Consider the following 23,637-nt stretch of genomic DNA (forward strand, 5'->3'; position numbering starts at 1 on the left):
GGGGCCCTTTTTAGGGCCTTTTGTATTTGTAGAGGAGGCAACATGTCTATTGTCATTCGCGAAGGTTCATTGGTCGAAGCTTTGCAGGTAATGAGCTCTATTTCTGAATTTAATAAACCAGAGAGTATTGAAACTCTTCGCTTGCGTCTAAACAACAAAAAATCACTAATTCTTATCGCAGAAGAGTGTGGGGTATTGCTCGGCTTTAAAATAGGTTATGCGCAAGACGATGACACTTTTTATAGTTGGCTAGGCGGGGTCAATGCTGAGGCTCGCGGTAAAGGTGTTGCACAATTGCTATTAAACGAGCAGCAACGTTGGGTTAAAGAGGCGGGATATTGCTGGTTAACCGTTAAGTCACAAAATCAGTTTGCGGCCATGTTGAGGCTACTACTGAGAAATGGTTATTGGATTGAAGAATGCGAACCTTATCCAAACCCTCTACATAATCGACTCTATTTTAAAAAATCCCTATAGCGTGAAAAATGAGCTACTCTATTGAGGTTGTTTGTTGCGCAAGCGCGCTGTTTAATATTTCTCCTTTAAAATCTTTGTCCACACACGCCGATCAGGTGAGGATCTTTTAAATGATCGCTAGATCTGATTTAAGTTATTGATTTTTAACGATTAAAAATCAATAAAAGCAACTTTATCTACAGGCTTTTGAAGTTCGCAAATAATTTGCTCACACACTTATCCACAGGCAATTCTGTTCAGATTCGCAATATTTGTTAGTGTGATTCAAGGGTATCTAGATAAGCGGAGTGACTCGTGGCATCCTATAGCAAAGTTATACCAATTGTCGTAAGCAAGTGATTGGTATTATCCCTCCTTCTACCTAAGCTGGACACCAATACATGGCAACTATCCCCGAAAATTCGCTGATACTCATTGATGGCTCTTCATACTTATATCGAGCATTCCATGCATACCCTGGCACCATGAGCAATGGTGAGCATCCAACCAATGCCGTTTATGGCGTAATGAATATGCTCAGAAGCATGATGCGTCAATTCTCTAGTGAGCGTATTGCGGTGATCTTTGATGCCAAAGGTAAGACATTCAGAGATGACATGTATCCAGAATACAAAGCGAATCGTCCACCAATGCCAGACGATCTGCGATCTCAAATCGAACCTTTGCACAACATGATTAAAGCCATGGGCTTACCTTTGATCTCTATCACTGGGGTTGAGGCTGATGACGTGATCGGCACTTTATCTGCCGCAGCATCGAAAAAAGGCATGCCTGTGCTGATCAGTACTGGCGATAAAGATATGGCGCAGTTGGTGGATGAGAACGTTACCTTAATCAACACCATGACCAATGTGGTATCCGATAGAGAAGGGGTGATTGAAAAGTTTGGTATTCCGCCTGAACTGATTATCGACTACCTCGCGTTGATGGGAGATAAGGTCGATAACATTCCAGGCGTGCCGGGTGTGGGTGATAAAACCGCGACTGCTCTTTTGCAAGGCATTGGTGGGCTTGATGATATTTACGCAAACCTTGATAGCATTGCCGCGCTGGGCTTTCGCGGTTCAAAAACCATGGCTAAGAAATTACTCGAACATAAAGAGTCGGCTTATCTTTCTTATCGCTTAGCAACAATTAAGCTAGATGTAGAGTTAGAAGTGACTTTAGATGATTTAGTTAAAGCGACGCCTGATAAAGATTTATTGATTTCTCTATATGGAAAAATGGCGTTTAAATCTTGGTTAAATGAACTGTTAGAGGGTGGCACTGGTGTGGTTGAGGCTGATGAAAAATCAGGTCGAGCCGTTAGCGGTGCTGGGGCGAAAAAAGAGATTACGCCGACCATTTCTGAGAAAGCCATTACGATTGATCGTAGTAAGTACCAAACTATATTGGATGAAGAGACCTTTAACACTTGGCTAGAGAAACTAAAACAAGCCGATGTGTTTGCCTTTGATACGGAAACGGACAGCCTAGATTACATGGTGGCTAACCTTGTAGGCTTGTCCTTTGCCACTGAAGAGGGTGAAGCCGCTTATGTTCCTGTTGCTCATGATTATTTAGATGCACCCGCGCAACTTGAGCGCAGTTGGGTACTAGAGCAACTTAAGCCTCTACTTGAAGATCCTAAACAGGCAAAAGTGGGACAGAACCTAAAATACGATGCTTCGGTACTCGCTCGATACGATATCGACATGCAGGGTATTGCCTTTGATACCATGCTGGCGTCTTACGTGTACAACAGTGTGGGCGGCAAGCATGACATGGATAGCTTGGCACTGCGATTTTTACAGCATCCATGCATCTCTTTTGAACAAATTGCCGGTAAAGGCAAAAAGCAGCTCACCTTCAACCAAATTGACTTAGCTGAAGCTTCACCGTATGCGGCAGAAGATGCCGATGTGACGTTACGACTGCACAATCATCTGAATGCATTTTTAGAACAGAATGAAAAACTTAACTCTGTTTATCAAGACATTGAAATTCCACTCATACCGGTACTTTCGCGCATTGAGCGTCGCGGGGTATTGATTGATGACATGCTGCTAGGAACTCAATCACAAGAGATTGCCCAGCGTCTGGATGAGTTACAAGCCAAAGCATTTGAGTTGGCAGGTAAAGAATTTAACTTAAGCTCACCAAAACAGTTGCAAGGAATTCTATTTGAAGAGATGGGATTACCGGTTATCAAGAAAACACCTTCTGGCGCACCGTCAACCAATGAAGAAGTGTTGCAAGAGCTTGCCTTGGATTACCCACTGCCGAAACTGATTCTTGAGCATCGTGGTTTAGCGAAATTGAAGTCTACTTACACCGATAAGTTGCCGAAGATGATCAACCCAAGTACTGGACGTGTGCATACTTCTTATCATCAAGGCGTGACTGCAACCGGACGTTTGTCATCGACCGATCCAAACTTGCAGAATATCCCTATTCGTAATGAAGAAGGACGTCGTATTCGTCAGGCATTTGTGGCTCCACACGGCTGGAAAATTCTGGCGGTCGATTACTCGCAAATTGAGCTGCGTATCATGGCTCACCTTTCCGGTGATAAAGCGTTATTGGAAGCCTTTAGAACAGGTAAAGACATCCACGCAGCGACCGCCGCCGAGATCTTGGGTGTCGATATTGAGCAAGTGACTAGCGAGCAACGTCGCCGTGCTAAAGCGGTTAACTTTGGCCTTATCTATGGCATGAGTGCCTTCGGCTTAGCCAAGCAACTAGGCATTGCTCGTGGTGAAGCTCAACACTACATGGATACCTATTTTGAGCGTTACCCTGGCGTAATGCAGTACATGGAAGAAACTCGTAGCCAAGCAACGGAGCAGGGCTATGTTGAAACCTTGTTTGGACGTCATCTATACCTGCCAGAGATTAACTCTCGTAACGGTATGCGTCGTAAAGCGGCCGAACGTGCGGCAATCAACGCACCGATGCAAGGCACGGCAGCAGATATCATCAAGAAAGCGATGCTGTTAGTTGATGAGTGGATTGAAAAACAACAAGGTGAACCTAAGGTTCGTATGTTAATGCAAGTACACGATGAATTGGTTTTCGAGGTTCGTGAAGATGCATTACAAGAGATTGAAAGTAACATACAGAATTTAATGGAATCTGCGGCTAAATTGGATGTTCCACTAGTGGCTGATGCAGGTCATGGTGATAACTGGGATGAGGCACACTAGACAATTATTGAAAACGAATAGGTTGTTAGTGAGAGGTGTATCACTTATACAGCCTATAATCGTCTGTAATTTAAACAACAATAGGTTAGGTAGAATTTTTCAAAGGAAAGGTTTTTTTTGAAAAAAAACTACAAAAAGTGTTGGCATTTGTTCTCAGATCGGGTAGATTTATCTGTGTAGGGTACAGAGGTAAGATGTTCCATCTTTCAGACCTTTTGTTTCACGTTATTAGAATTTATATAAATTCATACGCCTCAGTCGGTATTTGACTGAGGCGTTTTTTATTGCCCAAAAGAAACCAATAACCCTTGTCTGATAAGGGTTTAAGCCTCTCTTCTTGTATTAAATCCTGTTAATCTTTCTGTTGCCTTACTTCGGCTGGTATTAAGTCTCTTTCTGTTTGTATTGATCTTACAAAGTGTTGAAAAATAATAAAATCAGCATTTTTATGTTACAAACAGCGCAAATTACTCAATAAGTATTCTGTAATTTAGAAACAAAAAAACGCGACCCAAACTGTGGGTCGCGTTGTTGTCTTTCTAAAGCTATTGCGTGATGGCGTTATTCTTGTTCTGGGGCGCTTTGCTCATCATCTTGTTCAAGCTCTGCAAAAGCAGGTGCAAACCAGCTATCTAATCGAGCTCGTAATTGTTCGACACCAAGACCTTTCAGAGATGAGAATACTTCAACGTTAACATCACCACCGAAACCAATCGCATCTTGGCGGATTTTAAGTAATGTTGCTTTGCGAGCGCCACTTTTTAGCTTGTCAGCTTTAGTTAACAGCACTTGTACTGGAATACCTGAATCAACGGCCCAAAAGATCATTTGTTGATCAAGATCTTTCATTGGATGACGAATATCCATCAATACTACTAGGCCCTTTAAACATTGGCGCTTTTGTAGGTATTCACCCAAGCTTTTTTGCCATTTCTTTTTCAGTTCTAGAGGAACTTGGGCAAAACCATATCCAGGTAAATCAACAATGTGGCAGTTTTCATCCACTTTAAATAAGTTGATTAGCTGCGTACGACCCGGGGTTTTACTGGTTTTTGCAAGTGCGCGTTGATTAGTTAGGCGATTGAGCGCACTAGATTTTCCCGCATTAGAACGACCTGCAAATGCGATTTCGATGCCTTCATCTTCAGGAAGGTGACGAATATCTGGGGCACTCGTTATAAAATGGGTATTTTGGTAATGAATTTTTGCGCTCACTGTTAACTCCATCGCGACTTTGTGTAGTCGACTGATTACTTTTTTGTGAATTTGTGTAAAATAACCGTGTTCGGCATTAGTTCGCCTATTCTAGCACGACAAAAGGCGACACCTATGGCTTGTTCATCTTTTCGGGTACTTTTATTCAATCTAGAACATAAAAACTGAGCATACCTTAGCCACGGAAGCTCAAATTATTATAATGGAATGTCATGAAGAAATTAGCGCTAATAGTAACTCTTTTTGCTAGCTGCTCAGTATGGGCTGCAGGTAGCATAGAAGCAGGTAAGCAAAAATCAGCAACATGTGCGGCGTGTCACGGTGCTGATGGAAACAGTCCTGTTGCTCTTTATCCTAAATTGGCTGGCCAACATGAAGGCTACCTTACCAAGCAGCTTAAAGATTTTAAGTTGGGTGCAACCAGTGGCGGTAAGCAAGGTCGTTACGATCCCGCGATGAGTGCCATGGCAATCCCTCTATCAGAACAAGATATGGCTGATATATCAGCTTACTATGCTTCTTTACCAATATCTGAGAATAGCACTCCGGAAGATGTTGTGGAGCAAGGGCAAGAATTATACTTAGCGGGCAATGCTGAGCGCGGAATTACTGCTTGTGTGGCGTGTCACGGCCCAAGAGGTAATGGTACTAGCTTATCGGGTTTCCCGAAGATATCTGGACAGCATGCTGACTATATTAAGTTGCAGTTACAAAAGTTTGCGTCGATGGATCGTAATAACGACCTTAATGAAATGATGCACGATGTCTCTAAAAAGCTGACTGAAGAAGAAATTGACGTATTGTCTAAATATGTGGGTGGCCTTCACTAATATTGCTTATTAATAGCACTTTTTACTAACAGCATTTTTCCCCAATCACATAGAGGCTCGCACAGAGTCTCTATGTCTCACAACCCCTATAATCCGGCCATTTCCGATAGCTAGCTCACAGAATTCAAGCAACAGTTAACTTTATGTCATGACGGTTATAACTATATTTAACCTATTGAAAAATAAACATTATCAATCTAATTTGTTGAAAGTGTGATCCATTCGTATTGTTTAGTAATTGCACATTTTTATATCAGTAGTAGAGTAGTGTCAGTCGAAGGATGTGATGATTGAAATTTTCAATCTTACTCAGGAAGAGTAAAGGAAAGCACCGCCTTGGGCGACTTTGGGTAAACAACGGATGGTTTTTTTTCTCATGTTGAGGACCCTGATAGGAATGGCTTAGGATTAGCCCAGCAAATGGATATTTGCTACGGATTTTAAAAATCATCAGGACGATGAATAACAAAATTTTGGCACGGAAAGCATTAATAACAAATGGAATTTTGCGAGCGATAGGGCAACCTATCGCTTTTTTATTTTCTAAGCATTGTTAACAGCCAACCTCTACTATGAGTATAAAGACTGGCTGAGAGTAACCTCGTACTGTTTTGATGTTGGCGTCTATTTCCTTTGCAAATAGAAAAAATCCACGAAATTGCAGATTTTTTCTACACTCTTTCTTCATATTTTGGTAAGTTGCGCCTCTTACGCTAAATAGGCATCTTGAATGTTAGATTGTCCACTTTGTCATCATGATGACATCCAATTTTATTGGGAAGATAAGCGCAGGCAATATCTGCAATGCCAGCGCTGTGAGCTAGTATTTGTTGACCCCAATCAGAGATTAGATTCAAGCCAAGAAAAGGCGCATTATGATCTACATAAAAACGACCCTTCTGATGCAGGTTATCGCAGATTTTTGTCTAGAGTTCAGAAACCACTTGTTGAGCGAATAGGCTCCCATAAGCAAGGGTTAGACTTTGGCTGTGGCCCAGGCCCAACATTATCTTTGATGATGGAAGAGGCAGGTCATCATGTAGACTTGTATGATCTCTACTACTATCCAGATAGCAGTGTACTGAATAAGCGCTATGACTTTATCACCGCGACTGAGGTGATTGAGCACTTATATAAGCCCGACGAGGTTTGGGCGCAGTGGATAGACATGTTAAAACCGGGCGCTTGGCTGGGTTTGATGACCAAAATGGTGCGCGGAGTTGAAGCCTTCGCCACTTGGCATTACAAGAATGACCACACACATGTTGTGTTTTTTAGCAGAAGTACTTTTGAGTTTTTAGCTGTCCGCGACAAGCTAGAGCTAGAGTTTATTGAAAACGACGTAATTTTATTGAGGAAGTCGAGCAATGAGTCGACATAAGAAATCGAGAAAGCCAGGTTCAGCCGGTGAAGTAGAACAAGCGGTAACTCGCAACCGATCAGCATCAGATGTTGAAGGACGTTTACGCAAGAAGCTGAAAAAGCGCAAAGGCCAAAAAGCCGGTAACCGCCACTCGGTAGAAAATGAATCAAAAGACAGCTTGGGCCGCGCTAAACGCGATCCGCGCCTTGGTTCTAAGAAAAAGATCCCACTAATTGTAGAGCCTACAGTTAAACCAACTAAGCAACAGCGTAAATACTCAGCTGAGCAAGAGTTGGATGCGCTAGAAAATGATGCACAATTGAATGTATTACTTGAGCGTATCGAGAGCGGTGAATCTCTAGGTGGTGGTTTACAAGCTTATGTTGATCAGAAGCTGGATCGTATCGAAGTGCTAATGAACCAATTGGGCTTATTAGAACCAGAAGACGAAATCGAAGTACCAGTTGAACCGACTAAGAGCAAGAAACCGCGCACAGAAGATGAGCTACTGGCATCATTTGAAGAGCTAGATTTAGGCGATTTCAAGGACTAACAATCAATGGATATGGCTGTGTTGGCTTCTATCGGAGCTATCATCATCCTTGGATTAGCTGCTTACGCTGCTTATTTACTGATAAAACTAAATAAGCAGAAGCAACTGATTCAGCAGCACCAAGCTTTGGCTATTGCCAAGCGTAATGCGAAGATTTTTGAGAGTGTTGATACCTTGTGCCTCGCAGGCATACAGGGTCAATGCGATCTCTCTGAGCTGAGTATTCGTTTGTGCAACATTTTGGACTATGTTCAGGGTGAGCAGCGCATCGATGTGGCAACGCGTTATCCCGCGCTGAGTGAGCTGTTTCAGGTAGTGAAAGATATGGCTCGCGGTGATGATCGCCAACAACTGGCTAAGCAAGAGCGCATGCAACAAAACTTAGCTCGTCATAAAGCGGAAACTCGTTTGAACGATGCCATTATTGCAGAGTTGAAAGATTTGCAAGGCCGAGTGGCTCCACTCAATCAACAGATTTCAGTTCAAATGAAATAGCATCTATTATTGGCGTGATCTAGCTATCAAATATTGATCGCTCTCTATGATATTTTTTGGTTATAAAAAATGCCTCTTTATAGCTGTGGCACAATAACCCCCCCTTTCTTAGTTGTTCTTAGGATATTAATATGTCTAGCCGACAAATTATCTGGGATCAGAGTGTATTGGATAAATACAATTACTCTGGACCTCGTTACACCTCTTACCCAACGGCCGTGGAATTTCACGAAGCATTTACTGTTGCTGAGCTAGACATTGCTTATATGCAATATCCAGAACGACCTTTATCTCTGTATATTCATATCCCATTTTGTCACAAGCTTTGCTACTACTGTGGCTGTAATAAAGTGATTACTCGCCATCAAGAAAAAGCCGATGATTATTTGGATGTACTTGAGTTTGAAATTCGCCAACGTGCCGCTTTGCTGTCGCAACGTAAAGTAAACCAATTGCACTTTGGCGGAGGCACTCCAACCTTCTTAACTAAGCCGCAAATTACTCGTCTAATGGCGGTGATTTATGAAGAATTTAACTTTAATGCTGACGCCGAAATTAGTATTGAAGTTGACCCGCGTGAGATAGAGCTAGATATGCTGGATCATTTGCGTGACAGTGGCTTTAACCGTTTAAGTATTGGTGTGCAGGACTTCAATAAAGAAGTGCAAAAAGTGGTTAACCGTGAGCAAGATGAAGAGTTCATTTTTGCTATGGTGGCGCGAGCAAAAGAGCTAGGTTTCCGCTCAACTAACTTAGATCTTATCTATGGCTTGCCGCTACAGACCGCTACATCTTTTGCGGAAACAATGCGCCAAGTATTAACTATGCGTCCGGGTCGTTTGTCAGTCTTTAATTATGCGCACATGCCACAACTGTTTGCGGCGCAACGCAAAATCAAAGAAGAAGATCTTCCGGTGGCTTCTGAGCGTATGTCGATTTTGCAACAAACCATTGAGACACTGACTTCTGAAGGCTACCAATTCATTGGTATGGATCACTTTGCCCTTCCAGAAGACGAACTAGCGATTGCCCAGCGCAATGGTGAGCTACACCGAAACTTCCAAGGTTATACCACCCAAGGTGATTGTGACTTAATTGGTTTTGGGGTGTCGGCCATCTCTATGGTGGGCGATACTTATGCGCAGAACCAAAAAGAGTTGAAGCTGTATTACGCACAAATGGAAGAGAAGCGTCATGCCTTATGGAAAGGGGTTTCTTTAGACAGCGATGATCTGATCCGCCGTGAAGTTATCAAGCAATTGATCTGTAATTTCACTTTGAACAAGAGCGAGATTGAACAACAGTTTGGGCTTACTTTCGATAAGTATTTTGATGAAGACTTAGGCTTGCTACAAACCTTCGTGACTGACGGTTTGGTGGAAGTGTCTGACTCTGAAATTCATGTGAATTTACGCGGTCGTTTGCTGATTCGAAATATCTGTATGTGTTTTGATAAATACTTCAGAGCGAAGGCGCGTCAGCAACAGTTCTCACGCGTAATCTAATTCGTTAATTCTAATCTATTCATTACAAAAAAATCAGGGTAAGAAGCCTTCTTACCCTGATTGATTGCATGTTATTCCATTGAGACAAATAGCTCTCGACCTTTCTTCTCCACTCTAGCTTCACCGATCACCGCACTTCTAGAGACGTTATTTACTACAATCCTTTCTCCGCGCCATCCATATTGATACAGATAAGGCCGAATATAGTGGTAGCGTAAATTGGATGAATTAGTAAACGATCTTGAGCCAGTTTTATCGAGCATATATTGGGTCATTTTCTCTTCATCCACGTTGACTGTGACCTTATCAAACGCTTGTGACTGACGAAGATAATGGTGTGGATCGTGCTCTTCTAAAATATGGGTAATCACACTGCGGTTAAACGCATAGTGGTAATTGTAGCTATGCATTTGGTATGAAAACGGTATAAACAAACAGATTAAAGTCAGCAGTCGCCAGTGTTTATTGGTAATCAATAACAGCAGCATTGCCATCCCAATCGGCAATGTGACTCCTGAGCGCAATGGCACATCAACCCCTAGTGGCACAACGCTGGCATACAATGACACCACCACAATCAACACTATCGCTGTGTATTTGAAGTGCTTTACCAGCGCCCAGATAAAGGTCAGTGCAATGGGAACATAAAATAACGGGCTTAACTTGGCTAAGTACTGCACTTCATAGTTAAGGTTGCCAGCACTTTTGCCAATATTTGCCAGCAACGCAGATAAGCTATTGGACGGCGTTTCATGTCGCCAACTGACAAAATGAATCAGAGTGGCGTGGTCGGTAAATATTGAGGTGTATAGATACACCAAACCATTGGCAACTGCGTACCCCAATACATAACCTAAAACCCAAAAGCACAGAAATTTGCAGATATCGGCATAGCTAGACTTACCTAACTCGGCTACAAACAACAGCGGAATTAAAAAGTAAAAGGCCGGGTAGGTGGCAAAGAGTAAAATGCCTGCCACAACAAGCAGGGCATGACGATTAAACTTATCTTTGTAGCATGCAAACAATGCCAACATAAAACAGCCAGTAACAAGCGTCATTGGCCATTTGAGTAGCATAGTAAAGGATGGGACATTGACGATGAGTAAGGCAATCGCAATGGCTAACCAGCGCTCTTTTTTAACACCCATCACAACTTTATAAGCAAAGATAAAGATAAATAGATTAGCTAAAGAAGCCGCCACTACAGCAGGCAGTTCCTTTAGCACAGGATATAAAGCAAAGTTAATCCAGCGTCCTTCGGTGACAAATTTTCCGCTGTAACCGTCCATATACGGTAAGGCATCATGTGCGATATTGGACGACATAGCTAAGTGCAAATTGAATACAGTCACACAGGCAAAAATAGCAATCAGTAGCCACTGCAGTACAGATAACAGGTCTAAATGACCATCGTCATCATATAAGCCTTGTAGCAAAGTTGGCATTGAGACCCCTTCAGTAAATATTTTCTTGTAGCCAAGGTAGTTAATTGCCATTGAAACGCACACGGCGAGCGCCTGTCCGACGTAAACGTGCAATCCAACATAATGCACCAATACAAATAAAGCGCCGGTTGAGCAGGATAAGGAGGCTAAATTCACCACACAAAAAGGGATGAATTGACCGCCTTTTTTCTCACTGTTGAATACAAAGGTGCGATTTAAGACATAGCTGATCAGCATGCCAATAAGATACGATAAAACCGAACACACTAAGTAACGTCCAGACAGCTCATACAAAGCCATAAAGGCCAGATAAGCGGCGACGGTATTGACTCCGCCAACCAAAGCAAAACGAATTTTTTGGCGTAAATCTGAATACAGCAGATTACTCAGCAGTCGAGTGGTTTTGGTCAACATCGTGTTCTCGGTTTTTCTTGATGATATACAGTGGGCGATCTTTCGATTCGTTGTAAATACGTGCGATGTATTCACCCAAAATGCCAATAGAGATCAATTGCACTCCGCCGATAAACAAGATCGCAACCAGTAACGATGCCCAGCCAGATTCCCAATGGTCGGTCATTAAGCGAATGTAAACAGAGTAAAGCATCATCAACATAGCCACACCCGAGCACATAAAGCCCATCATAATGGAGAGCTTTAGTGGTTTGACGGAGAAGGATAAAATGCCATCAATGCCAAACTTCAACATCTTAGTAAGTGGGTACTTGGATTCACCAGCAAAACGAGCATTACGCTCATAGCTAATTGAGGTTTGATTAAAGCCAATCCAACTGACCATGCCGCGAATAAAGCGTGATTTTTCCGGCATTGCAATTAAGTGATCAACCACTTGGCGATCCATCAAGCGAAAGTCGCCAGTATCGAGAGGGATTTTTACTTCTGATAAGTAATTTAATAAACGGTAAAACCATTTTGCGGTGATGAGCTTAAATTTAGATTCACCATCGCGGCTTGCGCGGGTGCCATACACCACATCAAAACCTTCTTCCCATTTGGCAATCATGTCTTCAATGAGTTTAGGTGGATCTTGTAAATCAGCATCAATCAAGACGACAGCATCACCTGTGCTGACATCTAAACCGGCACTGACCGCTTGCTGATGACCAAAGTTACGCGAAAAAGAAATTACACGGATATTGTCATGAGCCTTATTGTGTTCCAGCAATTTTGCTTCCGTATCGTCAGCACTGCCATCATTCACAAAGATCAGCTCAAATTGATAATTGGCAATATTGCTGGTGACAGAAAGCAATTCTTGCACTGTCGTATCAATGACTTCACTCTCGTTATAACAAGGTATAACTATCGAAACCGTTTTATTCATAATTCACCCAAACTTTATCACGCAGGTCTCCGCTGTTACTTATTAACGGTGAGTTATTAACATACTCATAGCCGTATTAAGCTCAGCGGTTCATATAATCAAAAACGATTCTATAAAAAAATGCACAATTATGGATTAGTACAATCTTACATCTAATCATTAGCTATTAAATAAGCAGTCAAATGTAAACAGGCAACAGCTTAACGATCTGTATGTTTACCGATTGGTTGCGGTAGTGTTAATATTTTTGCGTATGCAGTATGGTTTAAGCAAAAAAATACTAGATAGAGAGAATAAACGAAAGGCTAGCTAGCGTGGCTGGGATAGATGAAATAACGGCTGTGTTTGGGTTTTGGAGAGTGAAAGTGGTCACCAGAAGGTGACCACTTTTCTTTAGAGGATGAACAATGTAGAGGGTTAAGTCATGCTCAACTCTTTTAGCTTGCGAGTGAGGGTGTTTCTTCCCCAACCCAAAACTTTAGCCGCATCTTGTTTGTGCCCATTGGTGTGGTTAAGAGCCACTTTTAATAAGATACGCTCAAACTCTGGCAGTGCGTGTGCGAGGATTTCGGTTTCCCCCGAAGCAAGCGCCGAACGCGCCCACATCTCTAATAGTTCTTGCCAATCAGAGCCTTCATTAGTGGAGGCGAGGCTGCGCTCTTCGACTAATTCTTGTGGTAAATCGGCTGGCAATATTTCGCTACCACTTGCCATGACGGTTAGCCAACGACTGGTATTTTCTAACTGACGTACATTTCCCGGCCAGCTAAGTCGAGTTAATATTTCGGTCGCTTCTTTGGAGAGGGTTTTCACTTCCACCGCTAATTCTTCGGCGGCTAAGTTTAAAAAGTGTTGAGCCAATTTAGCGATATCTTGCTTGCGCTCTCTAAGGGCTGGAATGTGCACTCGAATCACGTTTAAGCGGTGGAAAAGGTCTTCGCGAAAATCACCATCTTTTACCAGTGACTCAAGGTTTTGGTGAGTAGCTGCAATGATTCGTACATCCACTTTTATCGCGGAATGTCCGCCCACGCGGTAAAACTGTCCATCGGCCAGTACGCGCAGTAAGCGAGTTTGGATCTCTAGCGGCATATCGCCTATTTCATCAAGAAACAGAGTACCGCCATTGGCTTGTTCAAAGCGTCCTTGGCGTACGCTATTCGCACCGGTAAACGCGCCTTTTTCATGTCCAAAAAGCTCTGATTCTATTAAGTCTTTTGGAATGGCCGCCATGTTTAGGGCAATAAATGGATTTTTACTGCGAGGGCTGTGCTTGTGCAAAGCGTGCGCAACCAATTCTTTACCTGTCCCCGATTCGCCATTGATAAGCACCGAGATTGATGAGCGAGACAGACGTCCTATAGCGCGAAACACTTCCTGCATGGCAGGTGCTTCACCAATAATTTCAGGGGTATCCGTATGCAGGGTGTTAGCGGCATTGTTAGTTTGCTTTTGATCGTGGCTGTGAGTAATGGCGCGAGTTGCCAATGCCAGCGCTTCGTCAATATCAAAAGGCTTAGGTAGGTATTCAAAAGCCCCTTCTTGATAAGCATTTACTGCCGCATCAAGGTCAGAGTGCGCCGTCATTATGATGACAGGTAGCATAGGGTCGGCTTTGTGGATTTGTTTAAGCAGTTCTAAGCCATCCATGCCGGGCATGCGGATATCGGAAATGATGACATCAGGCACTTCACGCTCTAGTGCTAAAAGCACACTCTCCGCGTCAGCGAAGGTTTCACATTTGATATTAGCGTTAGATAAGGTTTTTTCTAGAACCCAGCGTATAGAACTGTCGTCATCGACGACCCATACATAGCCTTTACTCATAATTCTGTCTCCTAGCGCTGTTTTCTAATAATCTAAAATGGGTAGATAAATGGTGAAGGTGGTTTTTCCGGGCCAACTGTCCACATCAATTTTGCCTTGGTGCTGGTCTATGAGATTTTGAGAAATAGACAATCCAAGTCCTGTTCCTCCTTCTCGTCCACTGACCATGGGGTAGAACAAGGTATCTATCAGCTCGGGTGGAATGCCCGGTCCGTTATCAGTCACTTCAATTCTGGCTGCCAGTTTGATGCGTTTACCGTGAATGTTTACTTGATGCTCGGTGCGAGTGGTTAAGGTAATTCGGGCATCCTCATTACCTTGTAAAATCTGCGCGGCATTGCTGACGATATTTAACAGTGCTTGTTCTATTTGTTCACTATCTATGGCGATATCAGGAAGGCTAGGGTCGTAATCTCGCTCGATGCGAACATTCTCTCCCAAATCTAAACTGACCAATTGACGCACTTTTTCTAAGATAACGTGAACATTTTCGGGTTCTTTAGTGCCCAGTTTTTGCGGGCCAAGCAGTCGGTCCACTAAGTTTCTTAGCCTATCGGCCTGCTCAATGATGATTTGTGTGTATTCACGCAGTGATTCTGAAGGCAACATTTTTTCAAGCAATTGTGCCGCACCACGTAATCCGCCCAACGGATTTTTAATTTCATGTGCAAGACTGCGTACCAGTAATTTGGCCGCTTGTTGCTGAGCGTGTTGATTGAGTTCTTGATTGAGCCTTCTTTGTTGCTCCACTTGACGAAGCTCTACCAACAGCATGACTTTCTTGTCCCAAGAAATAGGGCTAATAGTGAGTTCAAGCAGCAGTGGTTTGCCATCGATAACAAAGGTTACGCCGCTGTCCGTTATTCCTTGCCCAGAAATAAGGGGCTGTTCAAAGACTGAAAAGTCTATCGAGGAGTGTTCAACCATCTCAGGTAGATGCTGATGAATACACCGATTTTTGCTTTGCCCAAATAGCTGTTCGGCTGATGGGTTCAAGTAGCAAACGGTCAACGATTCATCGAGCAACAAGGTGGCTGTAACAAGTTGCTCTAAGACAGTTTCAGCTAATGGTTTACTCACAGAAAGTCCTTTTTAGTGCGTAGGGTCAATTCAGTTAAATTATTGCACAAATTTGGTGCAATGAGAGCTTGTGAATGTAGTTATTCGCCCATAATCTAAATGATGCAAAAACCTTGCCGTTTTTGGTTTTATTGAGGCTTAATTTGTTACAAGCCTGTGTTCAGAAATAGTGCAGACAAAATGCTTTTTGATTAATACCAATCACACTAAGCTAGTTCTGACCAGTTATTTAGTACGATTGGTATAATAGCAGAGCAAGAAAAAGGGCCTACCAAATTGGCAGGCCCTTACTTAATTAAACTGACTATTTACAGATTAAACTGAGTAGTAAAGTTCAAACTCAACTGGGTGAGTTGTCATGTTCAGTTTCTCTACATCGCTAGATTTTAGAGTGATGTAAGAGTCGATGAAGTCGTCAGAGAATACGCCGCCAGCAGTCAAGAACTCACGGTCACCATCAAGAGCTTCTAGAGCTTCTTGTAGAGAAGCTGCAACTGTTGGGATTTCAGCTGCTTCTTCTGCAGGTAGGTCGTATAGATCTTTATCCATAGCTTCCCCTGGGTGAATCTTGTTCTTAATTCCGTCAAGGCCAGCCATTAGCATTGCAGAGTATGCTAGGTATGGGTTAGCCGCTGGATCACCGAAGCGAAGTTCGATACGACGTGCTTTAGGGCTTGGTACCACTGGGATACGGATAGAAGCAGAACGGTTACGTGCAGAGTATGCAAGCATAACTGGAGCTTCGAATCCTGGAACTAGACGCTTGTACGAGTTAGTTGCAGGGTTAGCAAATGCGTTGATTGCGCGAGCGTGCTTAATGATACCACCGATGTAGTAGATCGCTAGGTCAGAAAGGCCGCCGTATTTGTCACCAGCAAACAGGTTTACACCGTCTTTTGCTAGAGATTGGTGAACGTGCATACCAGAACCGTTGTCGCCAACTAGTGGTTTAGGCATGAAAGTTGCTGTTTTACCGTAAGCGTGAGCTACGTTATGAACAACATACTTATAGATTTGAGTTTCATCCGCTTTAGTTGTTAGCGTGTTGAAACGAGTAGCAATCTCGTTTTGACCCGCAGTAGCAACTTCGTGGTGATGCGCTTCAACAACTAGACCCATTTCTTCCATGATCAGACACATTGCAGAACGGATGTCTTGAGAAGAATCAACAGGAGCTACTGGGAAGTAACCACCTTTAACGCCAGGACGGTGACCTTTGTTGCCTTCTTCGTAATCAGTACCTGAGTTCCAAGAAGCTTCGATGTCATCAATCTTGTAGAAAGAACCAGACATGTCAGTGTTAAACTTCACGTCATCAAATAGGAAGAATTCTGGTTCTGGACCGATTAATACGGTGTCAGCAATACCTGTAGAACGCATGTATTCTTCAGAGCGTTTAGCGATAGAACGTGGGTCACGGTCGTATCCTTGCAGAGTCGCAGGCTCAAGAATGTCACAACGGATGTTTAGCGTTGAATCTTCAGTGAATGGGTCAAGGACAGCACTTGCTGCATCTGGCATCATAACCATGTCAGATTCGTTAATACCTTTCCAACCAGCTACAGATGAACCGTCAAACATTTTGCCTTCTTCGAAGAAGTCAGCATCAACTTGATGTGAAGGAATAGAGATATGTTGCTCTTTACCTTTAGTATCTGTGAAGCGTAAGTCTACAAACTTAACTTCGTTTTCTTGAATCAGCGATAATACATTTTCTACTGACATGTTGGATAACCTCCAGTGTTGGTAAACGTGATTGCTCGATAATGGTGAGCGTAAAGTCCTAGAACACAATCTACACTCTTTTTTAGTCATCGAACAATGAATATTTTTCGATTGTTCTCTCTAATACACTCTCTTATGCGAAAGCTGTGCCAACTTTTATATTCCCTTATTGTTCAATGGGTTGACGATGTTTTAATAGCATTCTCTAGCACTGACTGCACCAAAATGATCCGCATTTGCTTTATTTTGGTGCAAATTTAAGGCTGGTTTTAGTGATTTATGTATCGTTGCAAGTTGATTTTGAGAGATTCATCAGCATGTAGAACCGATTCGCCCAATGTTGGTGCGTGATTACAAATACAGAGAGACAGGCTTGGATGGCACTGGTGGGGTTTTTTGCTTAAAAATTTGTGGTTTTCGACAAACAGCAAACAGAGGACGGATACGAAAATAACGTTTTCTTACTATATAGATGCGAATTCTTGGTGTGGGAGAGGAATGAAGTTTCATACTAATTTCTACAACCAAGTCTGAATCGGGCTACCGCTGAGTATTAAAGTATCATACTGGTTGTCTTCATCATTCGTTGAAACATATTTCTGGGCAAAACCGAGTTACGAGCCAAAACATACTATGACTATTGGGATTACCTCAGGTATTTCAAACCATGCAATCGGCAGATATAAAGGTGGCCAAATTCAGCGTACCGCTACAGTACACTGATTTATAAAGTGTCGCTTTAACTATGAGGGAATAAGATCTATACCGACCTATTTAGAGTCAATAACTTCCTTATTTCAATTACTATGAGTTGCAAACACACACCAATCACACCAAACAGAGCAGATGATGTTACTTTAAATCATTCCAACGAATGTTCTTAGTCTCTTTATTTCGATGTTGCCCACCAGAATAACTGCCATGCCCACTTTCAGTTTGCTGTCGTTGGCGCGGTTTTTGATCTATATATCGGAAAAATCTTAATCCAATAATGGGAACCCTAATTGAAAACCATCGCTTTCCTGAGGGTGAAGTTCCAACTCTAATGATCCCAAAGCCAATAGAGTACGCTATACCTCTCTGCGAGACGTTTGCCCTCAACCCTGCAGGAAGCTTAAACGACTTAAACCATTGCCAACTCACTCAAGCCTCCCCATACGTGGCTAAAAGGGATAGTTAAGGAATCTTTACCGACAAACCATAACTCTTCATCCCTTACAGGATCAATAACCAAGCCTAGATGATATTCTTGGTTGAAAAATTCCGCTTGAGTCTTACGATCTGTGCCGCTAAAAAATGCCCCTAAATCTGGATGACTATGATACCACCCCACCACGAAACGATGTTTAGTAACGTAAGAACGAGCTATATCCCATACAGCGGGCCCCATACTTAATGAAACACTTGTAGCATCAAAATCTTGACTGGGAACAGCTTTCGTAATACTCACAGCAACTACACCCGAGTTTAAGTCATCCAAACTAAATACTTCACCTATGAGCAAACCTCCTGACTCTGTACGATTACTAGAGATGTGTTCCATCACGGTCTTTCTAACACTATCAGAAATGAGTACATGAGGGCTTTCGACACTACTAGACAACAAATCTAATACAGGTAAAACTGATAACCCAGAAAGAAACTCAGTGACAGATTTGGCGGAAATATCCGGTTTTCTATCTATCCATTTCATGTTTCAACATAAAATCCTTTTTTACAACTTGGACAATTAACGTTGCCTCGCTTACCGCTAGGTAAGCGCAAAGAAGTATGGCAATGAATACAATTAACTAAAACCTTACTTTCAACATTACTCCACGACATCGTTTTTTTCGGTTGTACATCCTGGCTCAGTTTTGTCGTCGGGAAACTATTAGGGTTAGTTGCCACAGCCATTCGATACCACCTTAATGCAGCTCCGTTGGCTGGAGATGCTTCATTAAGTAGGCTTTCATCAAAAGTAATAATTTTGATAATCCGACGTACCAACAAATCTAGACTTTGAGACGGAAGCCACTTTGTACCGAAACAAATTTGACCTGAAGAGTACACGTTAGGGTGGTATATCGGCGTCGTAATTTTAGCACTCGGTTCTTGAAACGGGTATCGACTCAATAACTCAATTTTGACTGTTGTTTTGTTTTGAATAACTGTAGGAAAATCACTTGAACCAGCAGTGGGGTAACCCAACTCAATCACTAGTTCTCTAACAGGATTACCAACCGTCGATACAACCTTAACGAGCCCGTTAGTTTCTCGACTCAAAACCTCAATCTTACGTAGATCTTCTTGAACTCTTGTAGCGAATGCACTCATTACTTTAACCTGCGACTAAAACGGGTTGAACTTCTAAAATATCACCATCTTTAACTTCAGCACTCTGGAGCGTAGATGCGGGTGTTAGTGTTTTACCTGAATTTGTACTTACCAAACTGTAATCTGTATCCACTGGAAGAGACCAGTTATCTACAGAAGCTTGGATAACATCAGCACCAGTATTTGACGAATCCAATACAACTTCAGCTTTACGTGTCTGGTCAGCTGTTCTAATGATTACCTTTATTTCAGACATTAACTATCCCTCAATTCAATAATTACAGTTTTCCCCCGAGTTTGCATCTGTACAAACTTCCCAGGGAAGGTTTCTTTTAAATAGTGTTCTTTGATCTCTCTCAATGTAAAGTAGTCCTTGATGTCTACCAGTACAGATTCAGTTTTGCAGTTGTTACACCACATAAGGCTTGAATCCGAATTAGAAGCCTTTGTAAATTCGACTGACTCATTACTAGCACCACAGATAGAACAAACGGCCGAGACAATAATCGGTTCACTACTTGTGATCAGCGAATCCTGCACTCCATCAAAGTTATCACTCAACTGGACAATGTTACGTGTTCCAGAAATTATTACTGGTTCTTCAGATATCTCTGAGCAGCAGGGACACTGTTCACTTTTAACTAACTTCGATATAGAAGTTTGACCTGTCATCGAGTTTTGGAGGATGCGAACAGCATCGTGTTCAAAGTCTCCTTTGATAAAACTCATAGCAAAAGAGGTAGCCAAGCTACCTGTAATACCTGACGTGATAATCGTGGTCGGTATTTTTTTCTCTTTGAATGCTACTTTTTTTAGCCAACCACACGAGTATCGTTCTTGAACTTTGTCATACACGGATAAAGGTAAAGCGCACTCATAGCAGGCATTAGAGCCATGCTCACCAAAAGGATAAGCCTCAATTTGACAATACTTACTATCTATTCCCGTATTAATAAGAGGAATGCCGGCTAAAAGACATAGCTTATTGAGTTTTATTCTAGCTTCAAAATTATCTACGCAGCACAAGACGCAAGAGTAACTTCCAAGTTTCTGGAAGTTTATAAGCTCCCAAGCATCACCATGAAAAGCATTTACTGTAATATTGGGCTCTAGTTCAATAAGTCGCCGTTTAGCAACTTCAACTTTTCGCTCACCAACATCACACTCTCTAAAGAGAACACTTTTAGTTAAGTTATGTATTTCAATCGTATCGAAATCATAGAGGTCGATATAACCCACCCCAAGCAAAGCTAAATTTTTTGCGACCTCATTCCCGACAGCCCCACAGCCAATAACAGCAACTTTGGCATTGTGGACCGCTTGTTGTGGAAACCAATCAATTAACTCATGTCGCTGGTATCTCTCGGTACTATTTCCCATGGAGCTTTTTTATCCTTTTTATCGCATCATTCAACATTTTCACAACCTCAGAACTGTATTGCGACATAAAGCCATCAGTGCGATCAGGGTGGTAAAGCCTAACTTTCTCTTTATATGCCTTTTTCGCCTGAGCCAGGGTGGCACCTGTCGGGATACCTAAACGCTCATGTGGAGTTTGGCTTTCGAGCAGCTCTAGTTCACTCTTATAACCACTTTGTGATGTATCTAAATCTGTCCATTTCATTAACGAGCACTCAATATCATTGATTTTTCTGAAACGATGATCTCATAGCCGAACTGTGGATGATTAACGACTAGACCACGAACCTTAACAGTTTTACCACTCAAGCCAGAGATATATGGTTTACCACCAACCTTTCTCACTGCACTACGGAAGAACACAAGCTTAAACCCACGAGTCCATGACTTACGTTCAAACATAACTGCAAAGTCATTACCGCGACGACTCTCTTTTACCTCTACAACCTTAGCTTCGAACGTTACAACTGAACCTACATGATCCTTGTAATTACTCAAAGTAATTACATCTGGAGTGTAGTCTCGTCCTGACTTTTGCCCCTGATCAACATTAACTGATTGGATTTGCGTTGACTGGCAGGCAACACATTGACCTGCGTTTGCCTCTAAAAGGACGGTAACACTCTCAGAGTGATAAAATACTTTACAATTGTGGCATTGATGTAACCCTAACCTCTTATCTAAAGGAGCCCCTGTAAACGCATCATGTAAACCAGACAGGTCTATGCCTGAAAGTCCACTACGATTTTCACTGCTAAAGGAATTAGAACTGGAAGTCTCTGTAGAAAACTTAATCGTCGGTCTTGCGCTAGTAGGCGTTTGAGTTCTAGTCGATGGTCTAAACGATTGAGGAGGTGTATTAGGTTTTTTTTGTGGCGGTGAGGAATGTGTATTTTGATTATAAGTATTTCTCGTGTTATTTGTAGAAGATGAGTTTGATTTACTCCCACCGAATAATGCAGAAACTAACCAACAGACACCTATAAAAATCAGAAACTCCACAACTTAATCATTCCCTATAAAGATACTATGTAACTACGATGAACATATTAGCCATATTAAGCATTAATTGCATACGACTCGATCAAGTTTTGCCATTCAAAACCATCTCAATCACACGTTTAAAATCAATCGGATATAACTGCAGACTGACTCCCTTCGCCTCAGCGCTGCTTTACGTAATCCCTCCGCCTCTTCTCTATTGAGATAAAAACTCACACCAACAAACTTTGGGTCAAAGACGTGTTAACACAAACCCCGTCAACACGTCTGTGGACGCAAATGAGTTAGCCGAAACTATCCATTTGACAAAAGATTGTGCAAACGCGAAAGCTAAACTCTAGAAAAGTGTAATGGCTTGAGCACTAGACTGCGGATCTTTACTATCTGCCGTCAAACTACACACTCAGATCAACGAAGCAGTAAGCCATTTGCGGTAACACTATTGCCATCAAAAGTATTTTAGAGCAGTAGCTCTAAGTCGCTCTTATCCCTTTGCGCATCATTTGCGACTTAAACTACTTTGTTTACGGTAATATGTAGTTAAACTGTCGATTTTTACGTTAGGGGTGCAAATGCGTTCAGATATCTTGAGTTGGCGTCATTTTAAGGGTGGAGATGTTAACAAGCCTTTTTTAACGCTCTTTAATTTTGGGCCGATGTCGAAGGACGAATTTCGTTTTATTATGACAAACTCAAGCGAGAATGTCCGTCGGCACGAACTGTCACACTATCAGCCTATAATGCACTATCTGAATGCGATTCATCACAGTATACCCTACAGGGACCGAGGCAAGGCCTTTCCAGAGAGTGATTTCATTCATGGAGAACGGGTTAATTTCGAAGTGTTTTTAGACCGCTTAGCAAAAGGCCCAATGTCAAATCAAACATTTCAAGAGCTCATCAAAAGCGAGAATACGACCGCCAATTTTTTTGCTCATAAGCAAAATGTCATTCCTCTAGCTGATAGTATCCGGATGCTTGCGAACAAACTTCATGAACTTCCAGAGTATTTACAACATGAGCAAGATGTGGAGGATATCTATTCTGCTGATAAAGTAAGATTTGATCTGGATAAAGCCATAGCTGAGTCTATGAAGGACACCCTTAAAAATCGCAAGAAAAGGCTAGAATCCTCCCCTAAATACCCTGAAAAAATTCAAACCGTCACTACAACATTTAAGAGAAACCCAGATGTCATAGTTGAAGTATTGCTGAGGGCAAATGGTGTATGTGAGCGTTGCAAGCAACAAGCTCCTTTTCTAAAACGTAAAGGCAATACTCCCTACTTATTAGAAGTGCATCATATTATAAGATTGGCTGATGGTGGCACTGATAGTATTGATAACGCACAAGCACTTTGCCCTAATTGCCACCGAGAGCTTCATTTTGGATCTTCAAGCAATGTGTAGCACTAATTTGCTTTTGTCCCTACCTCGACCGAGAAGCCCAGTCAAACTCGTCGCAGGACATAATGAGCAACTTCCCCTTTGAGACTCTATTTCTGTGAAGCCACGGTTCAACTATAATACGTTTGTTTTATTTCTGAGCTTGCAAAATCATTAACGGAATGGGCATTGATGGACATTTGGCGGTTAGTTACACATCACGAAGAATCAGAAACAGCATTAGATCAAATAATCCAAAGAGGACGGATAGCTATTGGCTGGTCAGATCTTGGCGACCTTTCTATCTGGCAACCTGAAAATGATATTGGGACATAAATGTTTTAGAAAAGGTAGCGTACCGATGTGATTGCCGCCTTTTTAGTATGACACCTTAATACTCAGTATGAGACTTTATTGCGCTCCCAAACTCGGCTTTCGCTGAGGTGTTTTTGCTGTTTAGCAGTGGC

21 protein-coding genes are annotated in these 23,637 nt (G+C 42.2%); 8 read left to right on the top strand and 13 right to left on the bottom strand.

What is annotated here, in order from left to right; translation table 11 throughout:
* The first annotated feature begins 42 nt into the window (after nt 1–42).
* Together OCU38_RS00410 and polA are read left to right on the top strand one after the other, a co-directional pair.
* Nucleotides 43–477 carry a GNAT family N-acetyltransferase gene (locus tag OCU38_RS00410; RefSeq protein ID WP_261823365.1) on the top strand — a complete coding sequence of 145 codons (435 nt, stop codon included), beginning with the start codon at nt 43–45 and terminating at the stop codon, nt 475–477.
* Between the two features lie 380 nt (nt 478–857).
* Nucleotides 858–3,662: a DNA polymerase I gene (polA, locus tag OCU38_RS00415; protein ID WP_261823366.1), complete on the top strand. Its 2,805-nt coding sequence runs from the start codon at nt 858–860 to the stop codon at nt 3,660–3,662.
* Nucleotides 3,663–4,223: 561 nt separating this feature from the next.
* Here the strand turns inward: polA and yihA are convergent.
* Complete coding sequence (gene yihA / locus OCU38_RS00420; protein WP_261823367.1) at nt 4,224–4,877, bottom strand: ribosome biogenesis GTP-binding protein YihA/YsxC; 654 nt, start codon at nt 4,875–4,877, stop codon at nt 4,224–4,226.
* 212 nt (nt 4,878–5,089) lie between these two features.
* On the opposite strand from yihA, the gene OCU38_RS00425 reads away from it, so the two are divergent.
* The 5 genes from OCU38_RS00425 to hemN all read left to right on the top strand — a co-directional run bounded on the left by OCU38_RS00425 (nt 5,090) and on the right by hemN (nt 9,623).
* Entirely contained in the window at nt 5,090–5,707 is a 618-nt protein-coding gene (locus tag OCU38_RS00425) for a c-type cytochrome (protein ID WP_152822112.1), read from the top strand.
* A gap of 730 nt (nt 5,708–6,437) precedes the next feature.
* Nucleotides 6,438–7,088: a class I SAM-dependent methyltransferase gene (locus OCU38_RS00430; RefSeq protein ID WP_261823368.1), complete on the top strand. Its 651-nt coding sequence runs from the start codon at nt 6,438–6,440 to the stop codon at nt 7,086–7,088.
* Nucleotides 7,075–7,623: a Der GTPase-activating protein YihI gene (gene yihI / locus OCU38_RS00435; RefSeq protein WP_261823369.1), complete on the top strand. Its 549-nt coding sequence runs from the start codon at nt 7,075–7,077 to the stop codon at nt 7,621–7,623. Before OCU38_RS00430 ends, yihI begins: the two co-directional genes overlap by 14 nt.
* Nucleotides 7,624–7,629: 6 nt before the next feature.
* Nucleotides 7,630–8,118, top strand: a complete 489-nt coding sequence (locus tag OCU38_RS00440) for a DUF2489 domain-containing protein (protein ID WP_152822118.1) — start codon at nt 7,630–7,632, stop codon at nt 8,116–8,118.
* A gap of 131 nt (nt 8,119–8,249) precedes the next feature.
* On the top strand, nt 8,250–9,623 hold the full coding sequence (gene hemN, locus OCU38_RS00445; protein WP_152822120.1) for an oxygen-independent coproporphyrinogen III oxidase: 1,374 nt from the start codon (nt 8,250–8,252) through the stop codon (nt 9,621–9,623).
* 71 nt (nt 9,624–9,694) lie between these two features.
* Here the strand turns inward: hemN and OCU38_RS00450 are convergent, their stop codons facing one another.
* The 12 genes from OCU38_RS00450 to OCU38_RS00500 form a co-directional block, all read right to left on the bottom strand.
* Nucleotides 9,695–11,485, bottom strand: a complete 1,791-nt coding sequence (locus tag OCU38_RS00450) for a GtrA family protein (protein ID WP_261823370.1) — start codon at nt 11,483–11,485, stop codon at nt 9,695–9,697.
* The gene (locus OCU38_RS00455) at nt 11,454–12,416 is read right to left on the bottom strand and encodes a glycosyltransferase family 2 protein (protein ID WP_261823371.1); all 963 of its coding nucleotides are present in this window, start codon (nt 12,414–12,416) and stop codon (nt 11,454–11,456) included. Before OCU38_RS00455 ends, OCU38_RS00450 begins: the two co-directional genes overlap by 32 nt.
* 417 nt (nt 12,417–12,833) lie before the next feature.
* On the bottom strand, nt 12,834–14,243 hold the full coding sequence (glnG, locus tag OCU38_RS00460) for a nitrogen regulation protein NR(I) (RefSeq protein WP_152822126.1): 1,410 nt from the start codon (nt 14,241–14,243) through the stop codon (nt 12,834–12,836).
* A gap of 24 nt (nt 14,244–14,267) precedes the next feature.
* Nucleotides 14,268–15,323, bottom strand: coding sequence for a nitrogen regulation protein NR(II) (glnL, locus tag OCU38_RS00465; protein ID WP_261823372.1), 1,056 nt, complete (start codon nt 15,321–15,323; stop codon nt 14,268–14,270).
* Between the two features lie 315 nt (nt 15,324–15,638).
* Entirely contained in the window at nt 15,639–17,048 is a 1,410-nt protein-coding gene (gene glnA / locus OCU38_RS00470; RefSeq protein WP_152822129.1) for a glutamate--ammonia ligase, read from the bottom strand.
* 852 nt (nt 17,049–17,900) lie between these two features.
* Nucleotides 17,901–18,191: a DUF4236 domain-containing protein gene (locus OCU38_RS17085; protein WP_390625229.1), complete on the bottom strand. Its 291-nt coding sequence runs from the start codon at nt 18,189–18,191 to the stop codon at nt 17,901–17,903.
* The gene (locus OCU38_RS00475) at nt 18,172–18,741 is read right to left on the bottom strand and encodes a Mov34/MPN/PAD-1 family protein (RefSeq protein ID WP_261823373.1); all 570 of its coding nucleotides are present in this window, start codon (nt 18,739–18,741) and stop codon (nt 18,172–18,174) included. Before OCU38_RS00475 ends, OCU38_RS17085 begins: the two co-directional genes overlap by 20 nt.
* Nucleotides 18,738–19,364: a ubiquitin-conjugating enzyme E2 gene (locus tag OCU38_RS00480; protein WP_261823374.1), complete on the bottom strand. Its 627-nt coding sequence runs from the start codon at nt 19,362–19,364 to the stop codon at nt 18,738–18,740. The genes OCU38_RS00475 and OCU38_RS00480 overlap by 4 nt, the downstream gene beginning before the upstream one ends.
* A gap of 4 nt (nt 19,365–19,368) precedes the next feature.
* Nucleotides 19,369–19,620, bottom strand: coding sequence for a ubiquitin family protein (locus tag OCU38_RS00485; protein WP_261823375.1), 252 nt, complete (start codon nt 19,618–19,620; stop codon nt 19,369–19,371).
* Nucleotides 19,620–20,744: a HesA/MoeB/ThiF family protein gene (locus OCU38_RS00490; protein WP_261823376.1), complete on the bottom strand. Its 1,125-nt coding sequence runs from the start codon at nt 20,742–20,744 to the stop codon at nt 19,620–19,622. The genes OCU38_RS00485 and OCU38_RS00490 overlap by 1 nt, the downstream gene beginning before the upstream one ends.
* Nucleotides 20,734–20,988, bottom strand: a complete 255-nt coding sequence (locus tag OCU38_RS00495) for a J domain-containing protein (protein WP_261823377.1) — start codon at nt 20,986–20,988, stop codon at nt 20,734–20,736. The genes OCU38_RS00490 and OCU38_RS00495 overlap by 11 nt, the downstream gene beginning before the upstream one ends.
* Nucleotides 20,988–21,785, bottom strand: a complete 798-nt coding sequence (locus OCU38_RS00500) for a hypothetical protein (protein ID WP_261823378.1) — start codon at nt 21,783–21,785, stop codon at nt 20,988–20,990. Before OCU38_RS00500 ends, OCU38_RS00495 begins: the two co-directional genes overlap by 1 nt.
* A 572-nt stretch (nt 21,786–22,357) precedes the next feature.
* Between OCU38_RS00500 and OCU38_RS00505 the strand changes: the two genes are divergently transcribed.
* Nucleotides 22,358–23,194, top strand: coding sequence for an HNH endonuclease (locus OCU38_RS00505; RefSeq protein WP_261823379.1), 837 nt, complete (start codon nt 22,358–22,360; stop codon nt 23,192–23,194).
* The last annotated feature ends 443 nt before the right edge of the window (nt 23,195–23,637 follow it).

This window comes from Vibrio neonatus (assembly GCF_024346975.1).
Classification (GTDB): domain Bacteria; phylum Pseudomonadota; class Gammaproteobacteria; order Enterobacterales; family Vibrionaceae; genus Vibrio; species Vibrio neonatus.

Excerpts from the sequence above, each read along its gene's own strand:
- OCU38_RS00410 (WP_261823365.1), top strand. The coding sequence starts at position 43 with ATGTCTATTGTCATTCGCGAAGGTTCATTGGTCGAAGCTTTGCAGGTA.
- polA (WP_261823366.1), top strand. The coding sequence starts at position 858 with ATGGCAACTATCCCCGAAAATTCGCTGATACTCATTGATGGCTCTTCA.
- OCU38_RS00425 (WP_152822112.1), top strand. The coding sequence starts at position 5,090 with ATGAAGAAATTAGCGCTAATAGTAACTCTTTTTGCTAGCTGCTCAGTA.
- OCU38_RS00430 (WP_261823368.1), top strand. The coding sequence starts at position 6,438 with ATGTTAGATTGTCCACTTTGTCATCATGATGACATCCAATTTTATTGG.
- yihI (WP_261823369.1), top strand. The coding sequence starts at position 7,075 with ATGAGTCGACATAAGAAATCGAGAAAGCCAGGTTCAGCCGGTGAAGTA.
- OCU38_RS00440 (WP_152822118.1), top strand. The coding sequence starts at position 7,630 with ATGGATATGGCTGTGTTGGCTTCTATCGGAGCTATCATCATCCTTGGA.
- hemN (WP_152822120.1), top strand. The coding sequence starts at position 8,250 with ATGTCTAGCCGACAAATTATCTGGGATCAGAGTGTATTGGATAAATAC.
- OCU38_RS00450 (WP_261823370.1), bottom strand. The coding sequence starts at position 11,485 with ATGTTGACCAAAACCACTCGACTGCTGAGTAATCTGCTGTATTCAGAT.
- OCU38_RS00455 (WP_261823371.1), bottom strand. The coding sequence starts at position 12,416 with ATGAATAAAACGGTTTCGATAGTTATACCTTGTTATAACGAGAGTGAA.
- glnG (WP_152822126.1), bottom strand. The coding sequence starts at position 14,243 with ATGAGTAAAGGCTATGTATGGGTCGTCGATGACGACAGTTCTATACGC.
- glnA (WP_152822129.1), bottom strand. The coding sequence starts at position 17,048 with ATGTCAGTAGAAAATGTATTATCGCTGATTCAAGAAAACGAAGTTAAG.
- OCU38_RS00475 (WP_261823373.1), bottom strand. The coding sequence starts at position 18,741 with ATGAAATGGATAGATAGAAAACCGGATATTTCCGCCAAATCTGTCACT.
- OCU38_RS00480 (WP_261823374.1), bottom strand. The coding sequence starts at position 19,364 with ATGAGTGCATTCGCTACAAGAGTTCAAGAAGATCTACGTAAGATTGAG.
- OCU38_RS00485 (WP_261823375.1), bottom strand. The coding sequence starts at position 19,620 with ATGTCTGAAATAAAGGTAATCATTAGAACAGCTGACCAGACACGTAAA.
- OCU38_RS00490 (WP_261823376.1), bottom strand. The coding sequence starts at position 20,744 with ATGGGAAATAGTACCGAGAGATACCAGCGACATGAGTTAATTGATTGG.
- OCU38_RS00495 (WP_261823377.1), bottom strand. The coding sequence starts at position 20,988 with ATGAAATGGACAGATTTAGATACATCACAAAGTGGTTATAAGAGTGAA.
- OCU38_RS00505 (WP_261823379.1), top strand. The coding sequence starts at position 22,358 with ATGCGTTCAGATATCTTGAGTTGGCGTCATTTTAAGGGTGGAGATGTT.